The organism is Methylobacterium komagatae (assembly GCF_042661665.1).
GTDB lineage: Bacteria > Pseudomonadota > Alphaproteobacteria > Rhizobiales > Beijerinckiaceae > Methylobacterium > Methylobacterium komagatae.
The window spans coordinates 218,927-243,714 of sequence record NZ_JBHSWN010000001.1 but is presented as its reverse complement, the minus strand read 5'-3'; the positions used below and the strand labels follow the sequence as shown (position 1 = coordinate 243,714).

Genomic DNA, 24,788 nt, shown 5'->3' with positions numbered 1-24,788 from the left:
CATGATTCGAGCCATGACCCGCCGAAGGCGAGGCTGGCGACGGTCAGTCGAAGCGGGGCGATGGCGGCGGATCTACCCGCTTCTCGACCATCGCCCTCGCCCGCATCCGCGCGATTCGAAGGGTATCAAATCGTAGCATTCGCCAGCGTGGCCGCAAGCGAAGACTGTCAGGTAAGCTTGCGGCAAAACGACGAAACTGGTGATCTGTATTTGTATACCAGTTTACCGATTTCGCATCAGAAGTACCAACCATCCGATGCCGAGCACGAAAATCACGAGGCCGATCGAGACGAAGACGGGCGTTCCGAGATCGATCAGACGGGGCGCGAGTTGGGTCGCGAAGGCGGCGACCACGAGGGCGACAGCGACCCGGGCGGCGGCCCGTTCGATGCCGCGCGTGACCTTCTCGAGACCCTTGATCTCGATCTCCACCGTCACGCGGCCCTGCTTCAGCCGCACCAGCATCAGGTGGATCAGCGTCGGCAGTTCCGAGGCCGCGCCGTAGAGACCCGCGCCCAGGGCTTCGGCCTTCTGCTTCAGGCCGTCGAGGGAGAATTGCGAGCGCATGCTCGCCCGGACGGTTGGCGCGGCGGCGGCGAACAGGTCGAAATTCGGATCGAGGTGGCGCATCACGCCGTCCGCCGTCACCAGACCCTTGAACAGGATGGCGAGGTCGGTCGGCATCGCGAGATCGTTCTCGCGGGCCATGTTCATGAAGTCGGTGAGAACGAGGCCGAGGTTCAGGGGAATCGTGGAATGGCTCTCCACGAAGGCCTGGGCCGAAACCTGTAGCTTCGTCAGGTCCGGGTTGCTGGTGCCGGTCCAGTCGAGGAGCACCGCCATCAGGCCGTCCGCGTCCTGCTTCAGCATGGCGCCGATAAGGACCAGCAACTGGTTGCGCCGCCGTTGGGACAGGCGGCCGATGATGCCGAAATCGATGAAGCCGATACGGTTGCCCGGCATGGCGAGCATGTTGCCAGGGTGAGGATCGGCGTGGAACTGCCCCTCGATCAGGGCCATCTGCAGGAAGGCATCGGTGCCCTTCTGGGCGAGCATCTTCTTGTCGATACCCGCCGCAGCGAGTGCGGCTTCGTCATTCGGCGGAATACCGTTGATGAAATCCTGCACCAGCACGCGCTCGGAGCAGTATTCCCAGTGTATCTTCGGGAAGACGATGTCATCCCGTCCTTCGAAGATTTGCGCCAGCTGCTCGCAATTGCGGGCTTCATTCAGCAGGTCGAGTTCGCCGTTCAGGCCGTCGGCGAGGTGGCGCATCTGCTCGCGCGGCTGGTAGCGGGCCATATCCGGCCATTCCGCCTCGACGATGCGGGCGCCGTGGGCCATCAGGCGGAGATCGGCTTCAATGATCTTGCGCAGGTTCGGACGCACGACCTTGACGATTACGTCCTCGCCCGTGTGCAGCCGCGCCCGGTAGACCTGGGCGATCGAGGCCGAGGCCAGCGGCTCGATGTTGAACTCGGCGAAGATCTCCGTCGCCGGTCCGCCGAGATCCTGTTCGAGCCTGGTCGCGGATCTGCTCCCACGGCACGGGCGGCACTTGGCTGTGCAGCTTCTGCAACTCCTCCGTCCAGGCCGGGGACAGCAGGTCGGGACGGCTCGCGAGGATCTGGCCGAACTTGATGAAGGTGGGGCCTAGAGCCTCGATGGCCCGGCGCATCCGCTCCGGCTCGGACAGGCGCGTGACGTCGACGCGCGGCTGGCGGCGAGGCAGCAACGGCAGGGCGCGCAAACCCAGCCGATCCACGACGCGGGTCACGCCGAACCCGATCAGGATCGAGGCAATCTCCGACAGCCGCTGGCGGTCGCGTGCGGCAACGAAGGCGGTTTTGAGCATGGGGCTGGCGGGGATCCGTCGAAATGGGCCTCACGGCAGCCCGATATTAAGGACTTTTTTGGGACCTACTTACGCATCGGGCAAAGAGAAGGGGGCGAGCGCCGCTCTGTCGCGGCGCCCGCCGGGCGTCGTCAGCCCTTCACGGCGGCATCGATGGCATCGACCACGCGGTCGATGTTGTGGGTGTTGATGGCGGCGACACAGACACGACCGGTCTCGAGGGCATAGACCTCGTGCTGATCACGCAGACGCACGGCCTCGTCCGGCGTCAGGCCGGTATACGAGAACATGCCCTTCTGCACCTTGATCGCCTCGAAGCCCCGGTCGGGGTGGCGCTGGTGCAGGCTGTCGGCCATGCGCACCCGCATCTCCTGAATGCGCTCGCGCATCTGACCGAGCTCCTTCTCCCAATCAGCCCGCAGCGCCTTGTCGGTCAGGACGATCTCGACGATGGCCGCGCCGTGCGTGATCGGGTTGGAGTAGCTCCAGCGCACGAGGCGCTTGGCCAGGGCCTCGACCTTGGCGCGCATGGCCGGGTCCGCCGCCACGATCGTCAGCGCGCCGACGCGCTCGCCGTAGAGCGAGAACGACTTCGAGAAGGACGAGGCGACGAAAAACTCCTGCCCCGACTGGGCGAACAGGCGCACAGGCTCGGCATCGGCGTCGAGATCGATGCCGAAGCCCTGGTAGGCGATGTCGAGGAACGGCACGAGGCCGCGCTGCTGCATCAGCGGCACGAGGTCCGCCCATTCCTCGGCGGTCAGGTCGGCTCCGGTCGGGTTGTGACAGCAGGCATGGAGCACCACGATCGAGCCGGCGGGCAGCGTCTCGAGTGCCGCGCGCATGGCCGGATAATCGGCGCCGCCGGTCTCGGCGTTGAAGTAGGGATAGTCCGTGACGGTGAAGCCGGCCTGGGTGAACAGGGCGCGGTGATTCTCCCAGGTGGGATCGCTGACGGCGACGGTGGCGCCGGGCTTCAGCTTGGCCAGCACGTCGGCGCCGATCTTGAGGGCGCCCGTCCCGCCAACGCTCTGAAGCGTCGCGGCCCGATTCTCGGTCAGAATCTTCGCGCCTTCGCCGAAGAGCAGCTCCTGCACCGCGTCGCGGAACGGCTTCGTCCCTTCGATCGGCCGGTAGGTCTTCGGCAGGGCCTTGTCGATCCAGCGCTTCTCGGCCTCCTGCACCGCCCGCAGGCGCGGCACCTTGCCGTCCGCGTCGGTGTAGACGCCGATAGCGAGGTTCAGCTTGCCCGGGCGGGTATCGGCATTAAACGCCTCGAACAGGCGCATGATGGGGTCGAGCGGCGCATCCTGGATGCCGGCAAACAGCGAGGTCATTGTTGATGTGTCCCGAAACGGCTGGGGCGACCCGCCGGGGACGATGCTTCGCCGCCGCGGCACTGCGGGCCGGAGGCCTTATCGCGCAGAATGCGAATAATCGCGACCCTGCCTGAACGCAGGGCAGATCGAAAATCCGCGATCCCCTCGCCGCGCGATCGTCGGCCGTCCTATACTCGCTCGAGTTGCTGTCCGCTGAGGCCGTACCGGACCATGAGAGCCTTCGTCCTGGCCCTGTGCCTCCTCGGCGCGATGCCCGTTTCCGCTCTTGCTCAAACAGTGCGGATCGGCTTGTCCGCTCCGCTCACGGGGCCCGATTCCACGTTCGGTCAGGGTCTGCGCCTTGGGGCGGAACAGGCGGTTGCCGACCTCAACCGCTCCGGGGGGCGCCGCTTCGCCCTGATCGTCGCCGACGATGGAGGAGATCCGCGCCAAGCCGCCGCCGTGGCGGCGCGGTTCTCGGGAGACGAGATCGGCCTCGTCGTTGGGCCGTTCGAATCGGCAGCGGTGGCGAAGGCCGCGCCCGTCTACGAGCGGGCGGGGACCGTGCTGATCGCGCCGGGCGTGACCTACGGGCCGCTGACCGGGCGCGGCCTCTGGAACCTGTTTCGCCTCGGCGCAAGCGATCCGCAGCAGGGCAGGGCCGCCGCCGATTATCTCGGACGCGCCTTCGTGGGGCGGCCGATCGCAATTCTCAATGACCGGACCACATTCGGTCGTGGTCTCGCCGACGCGGTGGCGTCACGCCTCCACGATCTCGGCCAGCACGAAGCCGCCTTCGAAGGAGTGGAGCGCGGCACCCGCGATTTTGCTCCGCTGATGCGGCGCCTCGCAGCGGCGAAAGTCGCGGCCGTCTATTACGGTGGTCAGGCGACCGATGCTTCCGCCCTGGTGAAGGCGATGCGCGATTTGCGTCTCACTGCGACCTTCGTGGCGAGCGACGGCATCCTCGGATCGGTCTTCGCTGCCAGCGGTGCGGCGGGGGAGGGGACGGTGATGACCTTGCCGCCGGACGCCCCTCGCTTTGCCGACTTGCGCATCGGCAAGGCGGTTCCGCGCACGCCGGAGGCGGATTCGGTCGCGGCCAGTGCCTACGCCGCCGTCCAGGCGCTGGCCCAAGCCCTAGACCGGGGACAGGCGGTCGGCTCCAAGGGCAAGGTCGATGGGCGCAAAGTCGCGGAGGCGATGCGGGCGGGACCATTCAAGACGATCCTCGGCACCCTGGCCTTCGACGGACGGGGGGATCAGACGAGCGCCCCGGTTTCCCTTCGGGTCTGGCACCGGACACCGGACGGGCGGCTCGACTATGCCGGGCAGGAGCCTCCAACCTGACGTGAAAGCGGGGGAACGAGTTGTATTGCGGCACCGGGAGCACCCGTGCCGACTTGCGGCGCTGTTCCTTGGCGACTAAATCCGTGCTTCGCCGCCGGGCAGAAGTGATCCCCTCTTTCGGATCGGACCGTCGCGCTCCGGCGTTTTCAAGACGACACGGGTTGTCGAACGCTGTTTTGCCGGAACGCCTGCTGCCGGACGGTCCGACTGGAGAAGGTGTATGGCCAAAGAAGAGTTGATGCAGTTCGATGGTCTCGTGATCGAGATCCTTCCCGATGCCCGCTACCGCGTGCAGCTGGACCAGGGCCATGAGATCGTGGCCTACACCGCGGGCAAGATGAAGAAGAACCGCATCAAGACCCTGGCCGGTGACCGGGTGACCGTCGAGATGTCGCCCTACGATCTGGAGAAGGGCCGCCTCGTGTTCCGTCATAAGGACGAGCGCGCCTCTGGCCCGCGTCCGCCGGTGCGTGGCGGCCAGTTCCGTCGCCGTTGAGGTGAACAAGCCGGGCGGCGGAGCCGCCGCGGCTTACCCCCTGCTTACCCTGACCGCTCTCCTCTGGGCCGGCAATGCCGTCACCAGCCGATGGGCGCCGGGACATGTCTCGCCGCAGGCAATCACGACGCTGCGCTGGCTCATTGCCTGCGCGGTGTTTCTCCCTTTGCGGCGCCGCGCATCCTGGCTGAATGGCCGGTGTTGCGCCGGCATTGGCTGCGCATCCTGCTTATGGGAGGGCTCGGCTACACCGCGTTTAACTGCCTGTTCTACGCGGCCGGGACCTATACCGGCGCGGTGAACCTCGCCCTGTTCCAGGGCTCCATTCCGGTCATGGTCATCCTCGCCAACCGCATCGCCTATGGCGTCCCGGTGGGGGCGGGGCAGGCGATCGGCGTCGTGCTCACGCTGGCCGGTGCCGCGATGGCTGCAAGCCATGGCGACCTGTCGGTGCTTACGAACCTCGCCTTCAACCGGGGCGATGTGCTCGTGTTCGGGGCCTGCCTGCTCTATGCGGGTTACACGGTGGTGTTGCCGATGCGGCCGAAGGTGTCGGCGCTCGGCTTCTTCGGCGCGATGGCGATCGCGGCCTTCCTCACATCTCTACCGCCGCTCGCGGTGGAATGGGCTTCGGGCCACACCGTGTGGCCGAGCCACGAGGGCTGGGCGATGGTAGCCTTCGTCGGCCTCGGGCCGTCGCTGCTGTCGCAGCTCTGCTTCATGCGCGGGGTGGAATTGATCGGCCCCAACCGCGCGGGTCTCTTCGTAAATCTCGTCCCGATCTTCGGGGCGGGACTCGCCGTCCTGTTGATCGGCGAACCCTTCGGGGCGGTCCAGGCGGCGGCCCTGGCATTGGTGCTCGGCGGGATCGCCTGCGCCGAACGGTTCAAGCCGCCGCCGCAGGCTCCCGCCGGAGCATCGGATCACTCGCAGACGCGCACGCGCCGGAAGATCACGTCGCCGTAGCCATCGACATAGCGGCGGCGCTCAAAGTGGCAGACCGGGCCGTAATCTTCCTCGACATAGACCGGGGCCGGGGCCCGGTAGACGGGGCGGCCGGGGTAGTAGCCGTTGTTGGCCGAACCGGCGATGGCGCTGCCGACGGCGAGACCGCCGATGGCGCCGAGGGCCGCGGCGCCCGCCGGGCCGATACCGTCCCGCGCCTGGGCGGCGGGGGCGAGGGAGATGACGCCGCTCAAGAGTACGGCGGTCGCGAAGGTCGTCCGCATATCCGTTCCTGTCATGGTTCCACGCTATTCAGCGTTGGTCCTATCGCACATCAGCTTTCGGGCGATTGTTCGGCGAAGGCGCGGCGCTTGACGGCGGCGCTGTCGGGCCCGAAACCGGGCGCTGATAAAGGGGACCGTCATGGTGACACGCGGCTTTGTCGGGCGTCGGCAGCCTCCGGAGACCGGAGCGCGCCTTCCGCCGGGCCAGTACCTGACGCAGGATTTTCCGATCCTCCAGATCGGGCCGAACCCCGTCATCGATCTCGCGACCTGGCGGTTCACGCTGCGGGAAGGCGCGCGGCCCATCAAATCGTGGAGCTGGGAAGAACTCGATTCGCTCCCGCGCACCCGCTGGCATGGGGATATTCACTGCGTCACCAAGTGGTCGAAGTTCGACACGGATTGGGATGGCGTCACCATCGACGATCTGCTGGTCGATGCGAACATCTCAGCGCCGAGCGCCTATCTGCTCGCCGAATCCTTTGACGACTACACCACCAACGTACCGGTGGCGGACCTTCTTAACGGCAGGGCGATGATCGCCACACGCTACGCGGGCGAGCCGATCCATGCGGACCATGGCGGCCCGGCCCGCCTGTTCGTGCCGCACCTGTATTTCTGGAAGAGCGCCAAGTGGCTCAAAGGCCTGCGCTTCACCACGACCGACACCGCGGGCTACTGGGAGCTGCGCGGCTACCACATGTACGGGGATCCGTGGCGTGAGCAGCGGTATATCGGAGATTGAACCGGCCTCGGCCGAGCCCATCGTATTCCGCTGGTACGAAGCGGAGGTTGCCGCCGTCACGGTGGTGACGCCCAGGGTGAAGAGCGTGCGCCTGCGCTGCGCCATCGCCGGACGGCAGCGGGCGGGGCAGCATGTCGACGTGCGCCTGACTGCCGAGGACGGCTACCGCGCGAGCCGCAGCTATTCCGTCGCCTCCGTTCCGGACGAGAGCGGCACGCTCGAACTGCTGGTCGAGGGCCTGCCGGATGGCGAGGTCTCGGGCTGGTTCTTCGACAGCGCCGAGGTCGGAGACAAGCTCGAATTGCGCGGCCCCATTGGCGGGTCGTTCTCGTGGGATGGACCGGATGGCGGACCGCTGCTCCTTGCCGGGGGCGGATCGGGCGTCGTTCCCCTGCTCGCCATGCTGCGGCGCCGGGCGCAGGTCGCCCCGGATATCCCGGCCGCGTTGATCTATTCGGTGCGCACCCGCGCCGAGGCCATCGCCCTGGATGAACTCGAAGCCCGTGATCGGGACGAGCTGAATTTCTCCCTGTTCCTGCGGACAACGCGGGAGGGCGAGGAGGGCCGGATCGATGCCGCTCTGGTACGAGCTGCGCTCGAGCGCATCGGTGCGCCGCGGAAGGTCTTCCTCTGCGGTTCGAACCGTTTCGTCAGCCCTGCGGCGGACCTCATCGTCGGGGCGGGTGTCCCGGCCACGATCGTGCGCACCGAACGGTTCGGGGAGTAACGAGAGGGGGCAGGAACCGCGATCCGGCTGGGCCGTTCGATTCCCTGTCGGCAGTTGCGCCGATGTTGGAGGTCATGATGCCCGGCACGCTTTCACGACTCCCATTCGTTGCCCTCGCCGTTCTCGGCCTCTCAGGCGCCGCCGTCGCGAAGGATGGAATGCCACCGAAGAAAAAGGGCCAGACGACGCTCAGCGGCTTCAAGCCGGCCTATCGTACCGATACGCGCGTCTCTGGCGCGGAGCAGCCTTATACTTGGCCGGTCTCCGAGCGTTACAGGCCGCTATCTCGGCCGTATTACGGCCGAGCTTATTGAGACTTAGTTTGATGAATGCGCCCGCGACACTCGCCGAGAGTGTCGCGGTGCGACGATCGACGCATGAATGCTGATGCGTCGGTAACTGCGTAGAAACAACGTAGGTGTATGCATGGGCTCCGCAGACGGAACCCGGCGCCAGCCTTGCCTCGCTATTTCATCGACCTCCATGACGGCAGCAACCCCGTGCGCGACCGCGAGGGGTTCGACCTCCCAGACCTCGACGCCGCCCGCGCGCAGGCCGTGCGAATCATGACACGGATCGCGCAGGGCATGGCCGACGGGCCGGCCCGGCAGGATTACGTGCTGGCGGTCCGCACCGAGGACGGGACGGTGCGCCTCCGCATGCGGATGTCGCTGGATCCTGAGCCTGCAGCCGAGTAGCTGCCCTCATAAGCAGGTCTCTCATGCCCGGGCGGGAGTGGTCAGCACCTCGGGCAGCGGGTAAAAGGCGCGCTTCGGACCAAAACGGGCGGCCTTCGGATGGACGCTCTCAAGCGTCCCGCGCGGGCCTGTGCGCCGCGTGCATGATCCCGATGATGCTGTGTCGTCCCGCGCCGTATTGGCTTTGGCCCCGGCGGGCGACTCACTAACGAAAGCCTGACCGAAGTGCCTTTTCCGACCCTGCCCGCTCCCTTGTCGCGGGCTCTGGCCGATCGTGGCTATGCCGAGCCCACGCCTGTGCAAGCCGCCGTCCTCGAAGCTGCGGGGGGCGGGCGTGATCTCCTCGTTTCCGCGCAGACCGGCTCCGGTAAGACCGTCGCCTACGGCCTCGCCATGGCCGACCTTCTGGTCGGTGATGCCGAGACCATGGCGCCGCCCGCCGCGCCGCTGGCCCTGGTGATCGCCCCGACCCGCGAACTCGCACTGCAGGTTCAGCGGGAGCTCGAATGGCTGTATGGCCCGGCCCACGGCCGTGTGACGGCCTGCGTCGGCGGCATGGATCCGCGCCGCGAGGCGCGCCGGCTCGCCGATGGTTCGCAGATTGTGGTCGGCACGCCCGGCCGCCTGCGGGACCATATCGAGCGCCGCGCACTCGACCTTTCGACGCTTCGCGCCGTCGTCCTCGATGAGGCGGACGAGATGCTCGATCTCGGCTTCCGCGAGGATATCGAGTTCATCCTCTCCGCGACGCCGCAAGAACGCTCGACCTATCTGTTCTCTGCTACCCTGCCGAAGGGCATCGAAGCCCTGGCCGAGCGCTACCAGCGCGACGCGCTGCGCCTTGCGGTGAAGAGCGAATCGAGGGGTCACGCCGACATCGCCTACCGCGCGGTGCGAGTTCTCCCCCGCGAGATCGAGCACGTGGTGCTCAACCTCCTGCGCGAGGCCGATGCGCCGACCGCCATCGTGTTCTGCAACACCCGTAACGCCGTCCGCCATCTGCAGGCGAACCTGACCGAGCGTGGCTTCTCCGCCGTGGGTCTGTCCGGTGAGATGGGCCAGGGTGAGCGGAATGCCGCTCTCCAGGCCCTGCGCGATGGGCGCGTGAAGGTCTGCGTCGCCACCGACGTGGCGGCGCGCGGCATCGATCTGCCCTCGCTCAGCCTCGTTATCCACGCGGACCTGCCGCACGACGCCGAGACGTTGCAGCACCGCAGCGGCCGCACCGGCCGCGCCGGTCGCAAGGGTACCTCCGTGCTGCTGGTGCCGAATGCTCGCCGCCGCCGGGCGGAGCAGATGCTCGCCATCGCCAAGGTGCAGCCGGAATGGTGCGGGCCGCCCTCGGCCGATCAGATCCGCGCCCTCGACGCCGAGCGCATGCTCACCGATCCGCTCTTCGCCGAGCCGCCCTCCGAGGATGATGCGGTGATGGCGCAGACGCTGCTCGCCAATAAGAGCCCGGAAGAGTTGGCGGGGCTCCTCGCCCGTGTCTACCGCACGCGTCTTCCGGCGCCGGAGGACGTGACCGACCCGGGCGAGGGCCGCGCCCGCGCGGAACGGCCGCTCTACGATCCCATGAACGCCGAGACCATCGCCGCCATGGGCCCTGCGGTGTGGTTCCGCCTGAACCTCGGCCGCCGGGACAATGCCGACCCGCGCCGCCTGCTGCCGCTTCTCACCCGGCGTGGCGGCCTCGACCGCCAGGAGATCGGCGCGATCCGCATCTTCGATCGGGAGACCAAGTTCGAGGTGCGCGGCCACGCGGCCTCGCGCTTCGCGGAATCCTTCGCGCGGAACGGCTCGCCCGAGATTCAGGTGGAAGCTCTTCCGCCGGAATTCGCGCCTGCCCCGCGGAAGGGCGCGCCGGGCAACGGGAAGGGGATGGGCTCGCCCCGCGCCGACCGTCACCGTCGCAACGCGGGGAAAGGCGGGTTCAAGCCGCAGCAGCGGGGCTGAACCCTCTACCCCGATCCGCCCGCATCTCAACTGAGTGAGATGCGGGCTTCAGGCGGCCTAGGCCGCCTTTTTCATGTCGAGGGTGGCGCGCTCGGCCTGCACCAGCACGTCGAAGGCGCGCCACGGCTTCTGCATGAACACGGCGCCGTCCGGCAGAATGACATCCTCGGTCACGCCGGATGTGACAATCACCCGCACGTCCGGCCAGCGGCGCTCGACCGTCTGAGCCAGGGAAAGGCCGTCCATCTCGCCCGTCAGGCGGACATCGGCGAAAAGTAGCGCCACGGTGACGTCGCCGCGCTCAAGGATCGACAGCGCATCTTCCGCGCTCTCGCAGGCGATCACGCCAAGATCGGTTTCCTCAAGGACCGCCGTCGCAAGGTCGCGGATCTCGGCATCGTCCTCGACAACGAGGGCGATCGGGGCGTGACTCTCCGTGCGTGCGCAGTCCATTGATGGCTCCTGTCTGATGGTTGGGGGCAACGGCCTCTTCAGGGGAAAGCGCCGATTCGTGCGATTGATTCCCCGATTCGGCCATGCTGGCCCGGCATGGAGCCGCCTACAAGAGTCGCACGCCGGTCGCGTATGCCTGCCCTGCAATCAGGCAGCATGCACTTCAGGCGGAAGGCTTCAAATTTGCGCAAGGCGGCGGCGGTTAAGAAACTGTTCACCGGCCCGGCGTGACCCTTACACTCACACGACGTAAGCCGGCTCCAAGCCCGGCGGACGTCGGGCGGATTCCTCCGCCGACCGACATTTAGGATTGTCGTCCGATCATGTGCCGCTTCCTCGCCTACTCTGGTGAGCCGGTCTTCCTCTCCGACCTCGTTTGCGCGCCGACGCACTCGCTCGTGCATCAGTCCCTGCACGCCGACGAAGGGAAGACGGAGACGAACGGAGATGGCTTCGGCATCGGTTGGTACGGCGAACGCGCGGAGCCCGGCGTCTACCGCGATATCTCGCCCGCATGGTCCGACGAGAACCTCGTGAACCTGTGCGGTCAGGTGCGGGCGCGGACCTTCTTCGCCCATGTGCGAGCTTCCACGGGCACCGCCACCGCCCGGGCGAACTGCCATCCCTTCGCCCATGGCCGCCACCTGTTCATGCATAACGGGCAGATCGGCGGGTATTGCCGGATCAAGCGGCGACTGGAGGCGCTAATCCCGGACGAATTGTACGACAGCCGTCGTGGCAGCACCGATTCCGAGGCGATTTTCCTTCTGGCCCTGGCCAATGGCCTCGCGGAGGATCCGGTCGGCGCCATGACGCGCACCGTCGAGACGGTTCAGGGTCTGATGCAGGCCGCCTCGGTCGCGGAGCCGCTGCGCTTCACCGCCGTGGTGACCGATGGCGAATCACTCACTGCCTATCGCTGGGCCAGCGATAACCGCCCGCCGACCCTCTACTTCCGTGAAGGTCCGGGCGGCCTCGTCGTGGTGTCCGAGCCCATCGATGGGTGCCGCGAGGGCTGGCAGGTCGTGCCCAAGGGCGCGACGCTTCAGGCCCGCCGGGGAAGCCCCTCGGTCGTGACGCTCCCCACGAAAGCTGCGCCGCGCCGCGCGGCGTGAGGGTCACGCACGGATCGGGGCTGCGATCTCGATTTCGGCATTGCTCCGCGCTGCCGCCCGTGCCGAAATCCCGCCTGCGACGAACCGGCCTGCGGCTCGTGCGGAGAGCGACACATGTATCCCAATACTGATCTGCACATCGCCGGGCGCTGGCGTTCGGGCGGCGAGAGCCAAACCCTCGCCGTTCTGAACCCGGCGAACGGTGAGACCATCGGGCAATGCGCCGTCGCCACGGTGGCCGATCTGGACGAGGCGCTGGCCGCCGCCGCCCGCGCCTTTCCTCTCTGGCGCGCGGTCGCCCCGTTCGAACGCTGCAAGCGCATGCGCAAGGCGGCAGATCTGCTGCGCGAGCGCGCGGATGGCATCGCCCGCATCATGACGATGGAACAGGGCAAGCCTCTGGCCGAGGCGCGGATCGAGACCCTTGCTGCCGCCGACATCATCGATTGGTTCGCAGAGGAGGAAAGCGCGCCTATGGCCGCGTGATTCCCGCCCGCGCCGATGGCGTGCTCCAAGCGGTGGTGAAGGAGCCGGTCGGCCCCGTCGCCTGCTTCACGCCCTGGAATTTTCCGATCAACCAAGCGGTTCGCAAGATCTCGGCGGCCCTGTGTACCGGCTGCACCGTCATCCTGAAGGGGCCGGAAGACACGCCTGCGAGCTGCGCCGAACTCGTCCGCGCCTTCCTCGATGCGGGCATTCCGGGGGATGCGCTCTCGCTGGTCTATGGCGATCCGGGCGAGATCTCGGCCTATCTCGTGCCGCATCCCGTGGTCCGGAAGATTTCGTTCACTGGCTCGACTGTGGTCGGCAAGAAGCTCGCCGCCCTGGCCGGCGAGCACATGAAGCGCGCGACGATGGAGCTCGGCGGGCACGCCCCGGCTATCGTGTTCGGCGATGCCGATGTCGAGAAGGCGGTCTCCGTCCTTGCCCCGTCGAAGTTCCGCAATGCGGGCCAAGTCTGCGTGTCACCCACGCGGTTCCTGGTCCACGATTCGGTGTTCGACCGGTTCGTCGCGGGCTTCACCGCCTTCGCCAAGGGCATGAAGGTCGGTGACGGGCTCGACCCCGATACCAAGATGGGTCCGCTCATCCATAGCCGCCGCCTGAATGCCGTCGAGGCGCTGTCGGCCGATGCGGAATCCGCCGGTGCCACACTTCGCACGGGCGGCAAGCGCATCGGCAACCGGGGCAACTTCTTCGAGCCCACCGTGCTCACAGAGGTGCCGCTCACGGCGCGGATGATGAACGAGGAGCCCTTCGGCCCCATCGCGATGATCAACCGCTTCTCGGATGACGACGAAGCCTTTGCGGAGGCCAACCGTCTGCCCTACGGCCTCGCGGCCTATGCCTATACCCGCTCGGTCGAGCGGTCGGCGCGGGTGATGAATCATGTCGAGAGCGGGATGATTTCGATCAACCACCACGGTCTCGCCCTGCCGGAAGTGCCCTTCGGCGGCGTGAAGGATTCCGGCTACGGCAGCGAGGGCGGACCTGAGGCCCTGGACGCCTACCTCGTCACGAAGTTCGTGACCCAGGCGAATTTCTAGGTTCTCAATAATGCGGAGGCGGCGGTTCCGGTCCGCGCTGCGCGGCCCGCGCCGTCGCCTCCTCGACCTGCTCGCGTAACGCGGCGACGAGACGCGTCAGCCGGTCGATCTGCGTCCATTGCTCGGTGACGATCCGGTTCAGGTCCTCGACCGTCGCCTCTTGCTCGGTGAGGCGGATCTCGAGCCGGTCCATCCGTTCGGTCGCGTCCATCGGCATTCCCGCGGGCGGCTGAGGGCGTGGCGTCCCTACGCCACGCGCAGGACGAAATCGGCCATCTCGACCCGGTCCCGCCCGCCCTTCTTCGCCTCGTAGAGCGCCTCGTCCGCCCGACGCAACAGGTGCTCGAATGCGCCGTCGTCTGTCCCATGGGCGACGCCCACACTGACGCTCGGCCGGAGATCGGGGAATTGGGGGAGGGTGATGGTGGCAAAGGCGCGCCGGACACGCTCGGCCGCGTTCAGCGCCGAGGTGGGTGAGGAGCCGATCAACAGGCAGCCAAATTCCTCGCCGCCCAGGCGGCCGAACATGGCGCGCTTCGGGAGCGTCCCTGCCGCCAAGGTGCAGAAGCCGACGATGACCGCATCTCCAACCTCATGGCCGTAGCGGTCGTTGATCGCCTTGAACCGGTCGAGGTCGAACAACAGCAGGGCCGTATCGGATCGGGTGGCGATCAAGTGCTCGGCCACCTCGACGAAGGCCCGCCGGTTGGCGATGCCGGTCAGCGAATCGGTGCGCGCAGCGACGCTTTGCATCCGCTCGGCCCGCTCTTTCACCAGCCCGATGAAGGTAAAGGCCGAGGCGATGGAGAACAGCATCGCGGCAAGGCACAGCACGCCGACCCAGTAAGAGGACAGTGCCGCCTCGGGTGCGGGCAGGGGTAAGAGGAGCGCAGCCGGGACGCGGACGAGGTAACAGAAGCCGTAGAACACCATCAGGCCGATGGCGAAGGGGCGGGAGGCCAGCGGCTCGGCCCGCCCCCGCCAGAAATCCCATGCGCCGCCGAAGCAATAGAGCGTCGCAGCCGTCGAGGCGAACATAACCCGGTAGGCGACGGATTCGTAGAAGGCCGGGATCAGGCAAAGGAGGATCCAGGCGAGACCCGCCGAAAATGCCAGCGACAGATGCCGCTTCCGGTTTTCGAATTGGCCGATCGCGTACCAAATCAGCCCGTAGGCGCTGATCATCATCGCGTTGGCGCCGCCGATCGAAAGCCAGTCGGGAATGAAGCCGCGTAGCGCGAGACCGACCGAGGCGACGGAACCGATGAAATGCGCAGTGCCCCAATAGGCGAGGCAACGGGCCTTCGGGGCTTGCCGCCACGAGACGAGGAACTGCACGCTGACCAGGAAGGTCGTGGCACAGCTCGCAATCAGCAGAGTCGCGGGATCGAGACCCGGCACTGACGTCGCCCCCTGAAATTGCCGACCGACGGGCGACGCTCAAATATCTCACAGAATGGCCGTATGGCCAAGCTAAGGTTGCTTGAAACGTATCATTTCGCGCCCAGCGTTAGTTGGCGGCATGACGTAAAATGACTTCGGGCGTGCTGCGCCTTGCTTGCCACCCCACCCGCGCGGCAAGAAGGAAACGTGGGTTTCGAGGAGGCCGCGTGGCGCAGATTTTCGAGACGGCAGAAGGGCTTCGCCTCGTCGCCGCGCGTCAGGATCCGGCGTGGCGCGCCTGGGGACCCTACCTCAGCGACCGCCAGTGGGGCACTGTCCGCGAGGATTACAGTGCCGGGGGAGATGCCTGGACGTATTTTCCCCACGACCATGCTCGATCCCGCGCCTATCGCTGGGGCGAGGACGGAATTGGCGGGTTTGGCGAGACTTATCTGCGTTGGTGTTTGTCGCTCGCCCTCTGGAATGGGCGGGACCCGATCCTCAAGGAACGCCTATTCGGCCTGACCAATGGGGAAGGCAATCACGGGGAGGACGTCAAGGAACTTTATTACTACCTCGACGGCACACCGACACATTCGTTCATGCGAATGGTCTACAAGTATCCGCAAGGGGAATTCCCCTATGCCCGGCTGATCACGGAAAATTGTAAACGGGGTCTCGACGAGCCGGAATTCGAGCTTCTCGATACCGGGCTGTTCGATGAAGGCCGCTACTTCGACGTCGAAATCTCCTACGCCAAGGCTGCCCCCGACGACATCCTGATGCGGGTGAGGGCCACCAATCGCGGTCCCGAGGCGGCGAGCCTCACTCTGCTTCCGCAGATGTGGGCGCGCAACCTATGGTCTTGGAAGCCGGGCGCCGAGAAGCCCAATCTGCGCCGCGACGGGGGCGCCGTGTTGGCCACGCATCCCGAGATGCCAACCTTGAGGCTTCATGCCGACAGGCCGGATGCGTGGCTGTTCACCGAGAATGAGACGAACACCCACAGGCTCTATGGCACCGGCCCGGCAGAGGGTCTGTTCAAGGACGGGTTCGACCGGCACGTCGTCGGGGGTGAGGCCGGTGCGGTCCATGACGAGTCGGGTACGAAATGCGCGGCCCGTTACGATGTCGAACTCGCACCGGGCGAGACACGCACCATCCGCCTCAGGCTGCGCCCGGCGGAGGCGGGGGCCGAGCCCTTTGCGGATTTCGACGCCGTCTTCGCTGCCCGCGAGCAGGAGGCGGATGACTTCTACGCCGCCCTTCAAGCACGGGTGACGGATCCCGACCAGCGTCTGGTCCAGCGTCAGGCGCTGGCGGGCATGCTGTGGTCGAAGCAGCTCTATCATTACGATGTGCGCGAGTGGCTGGTGGGCGATCCGGGACAGCCGACGCCGCCCGAACAGCGCCGCCACGGGCGCAACAGCGAGTGGATGCACCTGCGCGCCAACGACATCATCTCGATGCCGGATTCCTGGGAATACCCCTGGTTCGCGTCCTGGGACCTTGCCCTGCAATCGATCGTCTTCGCGATGATCGATCCCGACTTCGCCAAGAAACAGATCCTGCTCCTCATCGGCGATGCCTACAGCCATCCCAACGCGGCCTTGCCCGCTTACGAATGGGGATTCGAAGATGCGAACCCGCCGCTTCACGCCCTGGCGGCATGGAGGGTGTTTGAACTCGACCGTGCCCTGACCGGCAAGCCCGATCACGACTTCCTCAAACGCGTCTTCAACCGTCTGACGCTAAATTTCACGTGGTGGGTGAACCGCAAGGACGCGAACGACCGCAACCTGTTCCAGGGTGGGTTCCTCGGCCTGGACAATATCGGCATCTTCGATCGTTCCAAGCCCATCGGCGGCGGCGCGACGCTGACCCAATCTGATGCGACCGCCTGGATGGCGATGTACGCCCTCAACCTCATGCGCATCGCCATCGAGCTGGCGCTGGAGGACCAGACCTACGAGGACATGGCGGGGAAGTTCTTCGAGCACTTCCTCCTGATCGCGGCAGCCACCGGGGATGGGGTCTGGGACGAGGCGGACGGCTTCTTCTACGACGTAATCGAAGCCCCGGAGGACCGCCTACCGATCCGAGTGCGGACCATGGTCGGCCTCATTCCGATCCTGGCCGTGGCGGTGCTGAAGGAGGCGGATGTCGAGCGCCTGCCTCACCTGCGTGAGCGGCTGATCTTCTTCCAGCAGAACCGCCCCGACCTCTGGCGCCTCGTCTCCCGCTGGAACGAGCCGGGGGTCGGGCGCTCGGCCCTGCTCTCGCTCCTGCGTGGACACCGGTTAAAAGCCCTGCTGCGGCGGATGCTCGACCCAGTCGAATTCCTGTCCGATCACGGGGTGAGGGCGGTCTCACGCGCCTACGCGGAAGCGCCGTTCTGCTTCAGCTGGAACGGGCAGGATCTGGGCCTCGCCTATGAGCCGGCCGAGTCACGCTCACGGCTGTTCGGCGGCAATTCCAACTGGCGCGGGCCGATCTGGATGCCGGTAAACTACCTGCTGATCGCGAGCCTGCATCGCTTCCACGATTACTTCGGCCCGGACTTCACGGTGGAGACGCCGACGGGCTCGGGGCGCATGCTCACCCTGCGCCAGATCGCCGACGAGATCTCCCGCCGATTGATCACCCTTTCCACGCGCGGGCCTAACGGCACCCGCGCCGTCTATGGGGAGAGTCGGATCGAACAGGAGGATCCCCATTTCAGGGACCACATCCTATTCTATGAATACTACCATGGGGATACGGGGCGCGGCGTCGGCGCCTCGCATCAAACCGGTTGGTCCGGCCTCGTGGCCCTTCTGATCCAGGAGCTTACGGAGCCGTAGCGACGGCTCCCTTCGCCTTGGACGAGCCGACCACCGACAACTTGGCCCGCTGCTGCTGGCCGACGCTGATCTCCCGCGAGATCTCCGAACGGCGCGCGCTGTAGGTGGCGCAGACCATCGGGTAATCGACCGGCAGGCCCCACTTGGCGCGGTAGGTCTCCGGCGTCAGTCCGCGCAGGGTCAGGTGCCGGCGGAGCGCCTTATAGGGCTTCCCGTCCTCAAAGCTCGTGATCGCGTCGGGCCGGATGGAGGCGGAGATCTGCGCCGGGGTCGGACGTTGCAGGGTCGCCTTCTGGGGGGTCGACAGGCCATGGATGGCCTGGTGAATCTCGGTCAACAATTCGGGAAGGTTCGTCGCCGGCACGCGATTACGACTGACATAGGCGGTCAAGATCCGGGTCGCGAGTTCCACGGTCGGCTTGTCGGTCATCGTAAGTTCCTGGTTTCAACATCACCGCATAAGGGCCCTTTTCGCCGGTCCCCTGCGCGGTCATGCCCTGGATGCAGGTACGCCCCGGCCCCCCTGTCTGACGGGCCGTCCACTGCCCCCGCAGCCGCCCCGTCTTCGCCGGTGTACACTATGATACTATACTACTTATGATTGCATTCATCCGTCAACGCCGCTTTGCTTGATCTTTAGTCGTTTCCAGCGTTTCAAGCGCCTTTTTCTGAGCTGCACAGGCCCTTGCAGCAGCGTTACGAAAGTTTGTCCCTGTCATCGCCGCCCTAAAGTGGGTTAGTGCGTACAATCTGCGGTCGATTCAGGCGCCTGAAATTCCGCCTCGGTCGGCCTGCAACGCGGTGGGCGAGTCCGGCGCGAGCCGCTAAAGGTCCGGCTGGACAGTTTTGGGAAGGGACGCGCGATGGATGTGCTCGTCATCGGAGCGGGGGTGGTTGGCCTCGCGGTCGGACGGGCGATGGCGTTGCGTGGGCATGCCGTCATCGTCGCCGAGGCCGAGAAGGCCATCGGTACGGGGGTGTCGTCCCGCTCATCCGAGGTGATCCACGCGGGGATGTATTATCCGGTGGGTTCGCTCCGGGCCCGTCATTGCGTCGAGGGCGCGCGGGCACTGTTCCGATTCTGTGAGACACATGGGGTACCGCACCGCCGCTGCGGCAAGCTCATCGTCGCGGGCGACGCCGGAGAGGCGTCGGCCATTGCCGCGATCCGCGACCGGGGCGATGCGAACGGCGTTGAAGGTCTCGAACTCTTGGATGCAGCGCAGGCCAAGCGCCTCGAGCCGAATCTTGCCTGCACTCTGGCGCTGCACTCGCCCAATACCGGCATCATCGACAGCCATGCCCTGATGCTGGCGTTACTGGGGGAGATCGAAGATCGCGGCGGATCGCTCGCGGTGCAGACGAAGGTCGAGCATCTGGTCCGCGCCGAGGGGCAGTGGCAGGCGAGCTTCGGCGGCGGCGAGGCGGGTACCATGCCCTTCGACGCCGTGGTGAACGCGGCGGGGTTCGGGGCGCCCGGCATTGCGGCGCGGACCGAGGGCTATCCCGAATCCTCCGTGCCCCGGCTCCATCTCGCGCGGGGCAATTACTTCGGCTGCACCGGCAAGCCCGCCTTCACCCGTTTGATCTATCCGGCGCCGCGCGTCGATGGCGGACTCGGTATCCACCTCACCCTCGATCTGAACGGACGAGTCCGGTTCGGGCCCGATGTCGAATGGATCGACGTGCCCGATTACCGCGTCGATCCAGGCCGGGCGGAATCGTTCTACGGCGCGATCCGCCGCTATTGGCCCGGCCTGCCCGAGGGCGTTCTGTTCCCCGACTATGCCGGGTTGCGCCCGAAGCTGACGGGACCCGGCGAGCCAGCCGCGGATTTTCGCATTGAGGGACCGGTCGAGCATGGGTTGCCCGGCCTCGTGCATCTGTTCGGGATCGAGAGCCCCGGCCTCACATCCAGCCTGTCGCTGGCCGAGGACGTGGCCGACCGCTTGGAATCCTGATCCTCAGCTCGATCAGGTGAAGGGCAAGCGGCGCGAGGATCGCCGTGACGAAGGCGTTCAACCCCATGGCGATGCCGGCAAAGGTGCCCGCCACTTCGCTCACCTGAAAGGCGCGAGCGGTGCCGATGCCGTGCGCGGCGAGACCTGCCGCGAAACCACGGGCGCGCATATCGGAGATGTTGAGCGCCTCCATCATCGGCGTCACGAGGATCGCTCCGATGATGCCGGTGAGGATCACGAGGATGGCCGTAAGGGTCGGATCGCCGCCCAGCGTCGCCGCGATACCCATCGCGACGCCCGACGTGACGGATTTCGGCGCCAGCGAGACGAGGATCGGCTGCGGGATGGAAAAGAGTCGCGCGAGGACGATGACGCAAATGAGCGTCACCACCGATCCCGCCGCCAAGGCCGCCAGCATCGGGACCAAAGCGCGTTTCACCGTGGCGCGGCGCTCATAGAGCGGGAAGGCCAGCACCACCGTCGCCGGGCCGAGCAGAAAGTGGACGAACTGCGCGCCCTCGAAATACGTGGGGTAGGGCGTGCCGGTCACGGCCAGGACGACGGCCACGAACACTACCGCCACGAGAACGGGGTTCGCCAGCGGATGTCGGCCCGTGGCGGCGGCGATCCTGTCCGCCGCGACATAGGCCGTCAGCGTTACGGTGAGCCAGAGAAGCGGCGTGCGGGCCAGATAGACCCACAGGGAGAAATCGCCTCCCTCCATCGCTCAGACGTCCTCTTTGCCGCCGCGACGATCCACGAGGGCGGAGACGGCGCGAAACACGAAAACGGTGGTGAGCAGGGACACCGCCGTCGAGACGAGAAGGATGACCGCCAGCTTCGCTCCTTGAGTCTTCAGGAGGTCGAGCCGTCCGACGACGCCGACGCCTGCGGGCACGAACAGCAGCGACAGGTTGGCGAGAAGGCCTTTGGCGATCGTTTCCAGGTTGCCGTCCACCAGCGGCGCGGGGAGCAGGCGGCGCAGAGGGCTGCTTTTCGCATCACGCGCCAGGAGGAAGGCGAACATCAGCCCCATGCCGATGACCGGGCCGGGCACCGGAAGGCCGAAGCCCCGGGCGATCGCCTCACCGCAGAGTTGCGCCAGCAGGATCAGGGCAAGGCTTGCGATCATTCGGCGGGCGCCCCCGAAAGGCCGCTGTGCCGCGCGGCGGCGATGCCCGCATCGTCGAAGCCGAGCAGGCGGCCCAGTCGTTCCACGAGCGCTTCTTCGAACTCATCGACCTTGCCGTCCGCACCAGCGACGGACCAAGCCATGGTGAGAAGCGCCTGCCGTTCCGAGTCGTTCGCCGCATGCGGAATCATTTCCACGAGGCTCGCCACGTCGCGGACTTCCGCATCGACAGCGGTGGCGCGGGCGATGAGCGCCTCCGCGGCGGCGGGACTATCGGCGTAGCGGCCCTGCACCAAGCGGGCGAGGCGCTCGCTCTCGGATGGGTCGAGGATGCCGTCGACGCGGGCGACGTGAACGAGCAGCGCGGTGGCCGCAAGGTGCGTATCGTCGGCCGGGCCGCGCCCCTCGGAGGTGCCGAGGCCGAGAGCTTCCTCGGCATAGGCACGCAGACGTGCGATCAGGGACATGTCCGCTCCGGGCCAACCGTAGACCGGAGAATTCGGTCCCAACACGCCTGCGTCAAGCTGGCCCGGACAGGTTACGCCTGGCCGTGGCTCTCATGCATCGCTCGGGCGGCTCAGCCCTGACGTTGCGCATGGGTGACGGCCACGTGAATCAGCTCCGCCAAGGTGCGCACGCCGAGCTTCTGGCGCATCTGCGAGCAGGAGTTGGTGACGGTCTTGTAGCTGACCGACAGGTCGGCCGCGATCGCGCCGTAGGACCGCCCCTGGGCGAGTCGGGCCAGGATCTGCTGCTCGCGCGGGGTGAGCCTGCAATTCCGGCGTACGGCGGGCATCGGCGCGCAGCATCGCGACCTCGGTGGCGAGCCGCCGGTCGAGGTAGACCTCCCCATGCCGCACCTTCTCGAAGGCGTCGAACAATTCGGCCGAGGCGTGATCCTTCAGGACGTAGCCGAGCGCCCCCGCTTCGAGGGCACGGGCAACGATCACCGGATCGTTGTGCATGCTGAAGACGAGGATCCGCGTGGTCGGCGCCACGGCGCGGATCCGCCGGATCAGCCCGAGACCGGCGAGGCCACTGCCTTGAAACGTCAGGTCGCAGATCACCACCGGCGGACGCAGGCGGTGGAAGATGCGATAGCCACCGACGACGGTCGTCGCCTCGGCGATAGTCTCGATCCCGGCATCCTCAAGGACGCGGCGGCACCCTTGCAGGACGATCGGATGATCGTCGATCACCAGCACCGGCAGGCGCGTCGTGGCGGGCTCGATCTGTGAGGCGATGGCGTTCATACGCTCTGCGCGGGAGAAAGATCTTCAGTCTCCCGGCTCCGCTCTGGCGGGATCGGGATGGCGATACGGACGATCGCGCCCGGGCCGTTATTGTCAAGTGTGAAAGTCCCCTGGAGGGCTTCGACACGTTCACGCATCCCCGATAACCCGAGCCCGATCCGGTGCCCGGCGGGAATGCCGGTGCCGTCGTCGCGGATTTCGACGGTGACGGTGCCGTCCCGGTCGTTCGCCGTGGCCTCGACGCGCTTGGCGCCGCCATGCCGCACGGCATTCGTGGCGCTTTCCTGCACGCAGCGGAAAATGGTCAGGTCCACGAGGTCGTTGTAACCCCGCGCGAGATTATCGAACCGGCCGATGAAGGTCGTGCCGGGGTGCCGTTCGCCGAAGCCGCGCAGGAGCAGATCGAGGCAGGTGGGGAGGGGGGCCTGACCGAGCCCGTGCGGGCGCAGGCGGTTCAGGAGCGCCCGGTTCACCCCTTGGACCTGTCCGACGATGGTGCCGATCTCCGCCGCCCGCGCGGCGAGCTTGCTCCGGTCGACGTCACGAGCGCCCGCCGCGATGCGGGCGATGGAGGCGGCATTCGCTTCCAGGGCGAAGAGGCAGGGGCCAAAATCGTCGTGTAACTCCAGGGCGGTGCGGCGGCGCTCGTCATCCTGCGCCGTGAGGAGCTTCTGGTTGAGGTTGGCGTTGGCCGAACGGGTTTGCGCCAGGGCCTCGGCCACCTTGTTGAACCGCTCCGCGATCACCGCCAGTTCCGGCGTGCCCGGCGGATGGAGGCGGGCCGTATAGTCGTGATGTTCAAGCTGCGTCAGCGCCTCGCCCAGGCGATTCAGGGGGGCGAGGATCTTGCCCAGCGCTAGGAACAGGGCCACCAGCATGGCGGCGTTGATGGCGAAGGTCGTGAGCGAGAGCGCGCGGGCATAGCCCCAGATCTCTTCGATCTCGTCCATGGGCTGCGTCATGATCTGGGCCGTGCCGAGCACCCGGCCTCCGACGCGGATCGGCAGGCTGTGCCGCTCGATCGGCGGAAGGATCATGTCGGAGAACCATTCCGGAGCCTCCCGGCTCGCCTTGCGGCCCGGTTCATCTCGGCCGACGTGGTGGCCCTCGACGTCCAGCACCGTGACGCGCACATGCCGCAGGGCGCGGAAACGAAGATCCAGGGTCTGAAGCACGGTTTCCGGCGCGGCCGTATTCGACAGGCGGATCGTGTCGGCCACGAGGTTCTCCACCGTGGCCAGGGAGGCGCGGGTCTCGACCCGCACGGCGTTGCGTGCGTTGAACACGACGACCCCGCAAGAGATGGCGGCGGCCATGACATCGATGAGCAGCACCACGGCGACGAGTCGCGTGCGGGTCGACCACTGGGACCACGGCATGCTGCGAGCCGGAGCGGTGCCAGGCGGGGGCAACAGGTTCGGGCGCGTATCCACGGAGTGACGAGAGCCGCTTTCAGGTTGCTCTGGGGATGTCCCCGATATCGATGCGATGACTATTCCTTAAGCGATACGTCGTAAATCCTGTGGATGACTTCGCCTCGCCTCGATGCAACTGGATCTTCTGCAAGATCGCCGGGCGGCGACATCATTGCGCCGTATTGTGAGCCCTCAATCGGCAACGTTGCCAGTGTCGGGCGACAGCATCGGGCCGGTCCGGCCGAATCCGGGCGCTCCGATCTTGATCGCCGCGCATCAGGTCCAGGATCGCCATTGATGTCCGAGTTTCTCCTCGACACGTCGGAGAGGCGCAGCCCCCGCGCCGCCGCCGTGCCGAAGGGCAAGCGCAGTGTCGTGCGGCTTCTGCTGGCGAGCGCCGTGGGCGCCGCCGCGCTGACGGGCTTCGCGGTCGCGGCCTCGTCCGTGATGGCGGGTCTCGTCCAGCCAACGCCCGTCCTCCGCAAGCCTGCTGTTGCCGCCGCCGGCCTCGCCTCCAGCTGGCCCGACTTCAAGGACGGCCTGCCCGCCAAAGCCGGCGAGCCGGTGAAGATCACCGAAACGAAGCCGGACGCACCGAAGGCTTCGGCCGGTCCGCGCATGGCCGCCTTCACGTCAGATCCGAAGGCCTTCGCCGACGATGTGCCGCGTCTGCCGCAGGCCGCGCCCAAGCCCGCGCCCGTCGCGGAACGGCCCACGCCCGTCGCGCCGACCGCGCGGATCCCCGTGCCGACCGAGATCGCCGTGGTCGAAGCGCCGCCTGCCACCAAGATCGTAGCGCCGACCCGGACCGTGGCGGCCCTCGCGCCGCGCTCTACGGAAAGCGTACGGGCGCGCGACGAGGCTGTGGCTGCGGAAGAGCCCGCCAAGCCCCGTGAGGCCGCTATCGTCAAGCCGGCGCATCCCGGTCACATCGCAGTGGCGACGCCTGTGCCAGCCAAGCCGAAGCCGGTCGTCGCTACGGCGAAGCCTGCTCCTGAGCCCGCCAAGGTCGCCACCGCCAAGCCGACGCCCGCTAAGCCTGCTCCCTCTCCCGCGCCCGCCAAGGTCGCAACCGCGAAGCCTGCCACCGCCAAGCCGGCGGTAACCCAGACCGCGGCGGCCGAGCCGGACTCCGATGAGACCGAGATCCTCGGCGTGAAGCTGCCCTCGCTGGCGCCGACGGGTCGCAAGATCAAGGATAGCGTCAGCGCTCTGGGGGATGCCGTACGCAACGCGTTTTGAGGCGTCGCCATCACGTCGCTGCGCTTACAGCGCGGCGACGTACTTTCCCTGTTGAACGAAAAAGGGCCT

At 66.9% G+C, this 24,788-nt stretch carries 20 protein-coding genes and 4 pseudogenes; 12 read left to right on the top strand and 12 right to left on the bottom strand.

Going from position 1 to position 24,788, the window contains the following annotated elements:
• Positions 1–222: 222 nt before the first annotated feature.
• Together ACFQE0_RS01205 and ACFQE0_RS01200 are read right to left on the bottom strand one after the other, a co-directional pair.
• Positions 223–1,855, bottom strand: a pseudogene (locus ACFQE0_RS01205) (ABC1 kinase family protein).
• A gap of 131 nt (positions 1,856–1,986) precedes the next feature.
• The gene (locus ACFQE0_RS01200) at positions 1,987–3,192 is read right to left on the bottom strand and encodes an amino acid aminotransferase (RefSeq protein WP_378966317.1); all 1,206 of its coding nucleotides are present in this window, start codon (positions 3,190–3,192) and stop codon (positions 1,987–1,989) included.
• A gap of 213 nt (positions 3,193–3,405) precedes the next feature.
• Between ACFQE0_RS01200 and ACFQE0_RS01195 the strand changes: the two genes are divergently transcribed.
• The 3 genes and pseudogenes from ACFQE0_RS01195 (at position 3,406) to ACFQE0_RS01185 (ending at position 5,986) form a co-directional block, all read left to right on the top strand.
• Positions 3,406–4,524, top strand: coding sequence for a branched-chain amino acid ABC transporter substrate-binding protein (locus ACFQE0_RS01195; protein ID WP_378966315.1), 1,119 nt, complete (start codon positions 3,406–3,408; stop codon positions 4,522–4,524).
• Between the two features lie 220 nt (positions 4,525–4,744).
• Positions 4,745–5,020: a translation initiation factor IF-1 gene (infA, locus tag ACFQE0_RS01190; protein ID WP_238250273.1), complete on the top strand. Its 276-nt coding sequence runs from the start codon at positions 4,745–4,747 to the stop codon at positions 5,018–5,020.
• A 1-nt stretch (position 5,021) separates the two neighbouring features.
• A pseudogene (locus ACFQE0_RS01185) lies at positions 5,022–5,986 on the top strand (DMT family transporter).
• Here the strand turns inward: ACFQE0_RS01185 and ACFQE0_RS01180 are convergent.
• A complete protein-coding gene (locus tag ACFQE0_RS01180; protein WP_378966311.1) occupies positions 5,944–6,249 on the bottom strand; it encodes a hypothetical protein in 306 nt (101 codons plus the stop codon). The pseudogene ACFQE0_RS01185 and the gene ACFQE0_RS01180 sit on opposite strands and share 43 nt — an antisense overlap.
• Before the next feature lie 139 nt (positions 6,250–6,388).
• On the opposite strand from ACFQE0_RS01180, the gene ACFQE0_RS01175 reads away from it, so the two are divergent.
• The 4 genes from ACFQE0_RS01175 to ACFQE0_RS01160 all read left to right on the top strand — a co-directional run bounded on the left by ACFQE0_RS01175 (position 6,389) and on the right by ACFQE0_RS01160 (position 10,375).
• On the top strand, positions 6,389–6,994 hold the full coding sequence (locus ACFQE0_RS01175) for a sulfite oxidase-like oxidoreductase (RefSeq protein WP_378966309.1): 606 nt from the start codon (positions 6,389–6,391) through the stop codon (positions 6,992–6,994).
• Positions 6,969–7,721: an FAD-binding oxidoreductase gene (locus ACFQE0_RS01170; protein WP_378966306.1), complete on the top strand. Its 753-nt coding sequence runs from the start codon at positions 6,969–6,971 to the stop codon at positions 7,719–7,721. Before ACFQE0_RS01175 ends, ACFQE0_RS01170 begins: the two co-directional genes overlap by 26 nt.
• Positions 7,722–8,179: 458 nt before the next feature.
• Positions 8,180–8,419, top strand: a complete 240-nt coding sequence (locus tag ACFQE0_RS01165) for a DUF6894 family protein (RefSeq protein ID WP_378966303.1) — start codon at positions 8,180–8,182, stop codon at positions 8,417–8,419.
• 225 nt (positions 8,420–8,644) lie between these two features.
• A complete protein-coding gene (locus ACFQE0_RS01160; protein WP_378966301.1) occupies positions 8,645–10,375 on the top strand; it encodes a DEAD/DEAH box helicase in 1,731 nt (576 codons plus the stop codon).
• Between the two features lie 57 nt (positions 10,376–10,432).
• On the opposite strand, the gene ACFQE0_RS01155 is transcribed toward ACFQE0_RS01160, so the two are convergent.
• Positions 10,433–10,828: a response regulator gene (locus ACFQE0_RS01155; RefSeq protein ID WP_378966299.1), complete on the bottom strand. Its 396-nt coding sequence runs from the start codon at positions 10,826–10,828 to the stop codon at positions 10,433–10,435.
• A 323-nt stretch (positions 10,829–11,151) separates the two neighbouring features.
• On the opposite strand from ACFQE0_RS01155, the gene ACFQE0_RS01150 reads away from it, so the two are divergent.
• Both ACFQE0_RS01150 and ACFQE0_RS01145 read left to right on the top strand, forming a co-directional pair.
• Positions 11,152–11,943 (top strand): class II glutamine amidotransferase, encoded by a 792-nt coding sequence (locus ACFQE0_RS01150; RefSeq protein ID WP_378966297.1) that lies wholly within the window; start codon positions 11,152–11,154, stop codon positions 11,941–11,943.
• Positions 11,944–12,057: 114 nt separating this feature from the next.
• Positions 12,058–13,490, top strand: a pseudogene (locus ACFQE0_RS01145) (NAD-dependent succinate-semialdehyde dehydrogenase).
• 4 nt (positions 13,491–13,494) lie between these two features.
• Here the strand turns inward: ACFQE0_RS01145 and ACFQE0_RS01140 are convergent.
• Both ACFQE0_RS01140 and ACFQE0_RS01135 read right to left on the bottom strand, forming a co-directional pair.
• On the bottom strand, positions 13,495–13,701 hold the full coding sequence (locus tag ACFQE0_RS01140) for a SlyX family protein (RefSeq protein WP_378966295.1): 207 nt from the start codon (positions 13,699–13,701) through the stop codon (positions 13,495–13,497).
• Between the two features lie 35 nt (positions 13,702–13,736).
• Complete coding sequence (locus ACFQE0_RS01135; RefSeq protein WP_378966293.1) at positions 13,737–14,891, bottom strand: GGDEF domain-containing protein; 1,155 nt, start codon at positions 14,889–14,891, stop codon at positions 13,737–13,739.
• 209 nt (positions 14,892–15,100) lie between these two features.
• Here ACFQE0_RS01135 and ACFQE0_RS01130 point away from each other — a divergent pair, with 209 nt between their 5' ends.
• Positions 15,101–17,716, top strand: coding sequence for an MGH1-like glycoside hydrolase domain-containing protein (locus tag ACFQE0_RS01130; protein WP_378966290.1), 2,616 nt, complete (start codon positions 15,101–15,103; stop codon positions 17,714–17,716).
• Here ACFQE0_RS01130 and ACFQE0_RS01125 read toward each other — a convergent pair.
• Positions 17,703–18,146 carry a Ros/MucR family transcriptional regulator gene (locus tag ACFQE0_RS01125; protein WP_378966288.1) on the bottom strand — a complete coding sequence of 148 codons (444 nt, stop codon included), beginning with the start codon at positions 18,144–18,146 and terminating at the stop codon, positions 17,703–17,705. The genes ACFQE0_RS01130 and ACFQE0_RS01125 overlap by 14 nt on opposite strands.
• Positions 18,147–18,579: 433 nt before the next feature.
• Between ACFQE0_RS01125 and ACFQE0_RS01120 the strand changes: the two genes are divergently transcribed.
• The gene (locus tag ACFQE0_RS01120) at positions 18,580–19,677 is read left to right on the top strand and encodes an NAD(P)/FAD-dependent oxidoreductase (RefSeq protein ID WP_378966286.1); all 1,098 of its coding nucleotides are present in this window, start codon (positions 18,580–18,582) and stop codon (positions 19,675–19,677) included.
• Here ACFQE0_RS01120 and ACFQE0_RS01115 read toward each other — a convergent pair.
• From ACFQE0_RS01115 to ACFQE0_RS01095, 5 genes and pseudogenes are all read right to left on the bottom strand, one after another.
• The gene (locus ACFQE0_RS01115; protein ID WP_378966284.1) at positions 19,625–20,401 is read right to left on the bottom strand and encodes an LrgB family protein; all 777 of its coding nucleotides are present in this window, start codon (positions 20,399–20,401) and stop codon (positions 19,625–19,627) included. The two genes, ACFQE0_RS01120 and ACFQE0_RS01115, sit on opposite strands and share 53 nt — an antisense overlap.
• Positions 20,402–20,404: 3 nt before the next feature.
• The gene (locus ACFQE0_RS01110; protein ID WP_378966282.1) at positions 20,405–20,809 is read right to left on the bottom strand and encodes a CidA/LrgA family protein; all 405 of its coding nucleotides are present in this window, start codon (positions 20,807–20,809) and stop codon (positions 20,405–20,407) included.
• Entirely contained in the window at positions 20,806–21,276 is a 471-nt protein-coding gene (locus tag ACFQE0_RS01105; RefSeq protein ID WP_378966280.1) for a tellurite resistance TerB family protein, read from the bottom strand. The genes ACFQE0_RS01110 and ACFQE0_RS01105 overlap by 4 nt, the downstream gene beginning before the upstream one ends.
• Positions 21,277–21,386: 110 nt before the next feature.
• A pseudogene (locus ACFQE0_RS01100) lies at positions 21,387–22,062 on the bottom strand (response regulator transcription factor).
• Positions 22,059–23,441: an ATP-binding protein gene (locus ACFQE0_RS01095; protein WP_378966278.1), complete on the bottom strand. Its 1,383-nt coding sequence runs from the start codon at positions 23,439–23,441 to the stop codon at positions 22,059–22,061. The pseudogene ACFQE0_RS01100 and the gene ACFQE0_RS01095 overlap by 4 nt, the downstream one beginning before the upstream one ends.
• A 333-nt stretch (positions 23,442–23,774) precedes the next feature.
• On the opposite strand from ACFQE0_RS01095, the gene ACFQE0_RS01090 reads away from it, so the two are divergent.
• Positions 23,775–24,719 (top strand): hypothetical protein, encoded by a 945-nt coding sequence (locus ACFQE0_RS01090; RefSeq protein ID WP_378966275.1) that lies wholly within the window; start codon positions 23,775–23,777, stop codon positions 24,717–24,719.
• Positions 24,720–24,788 lie beyond the last annotated feature (69 nt).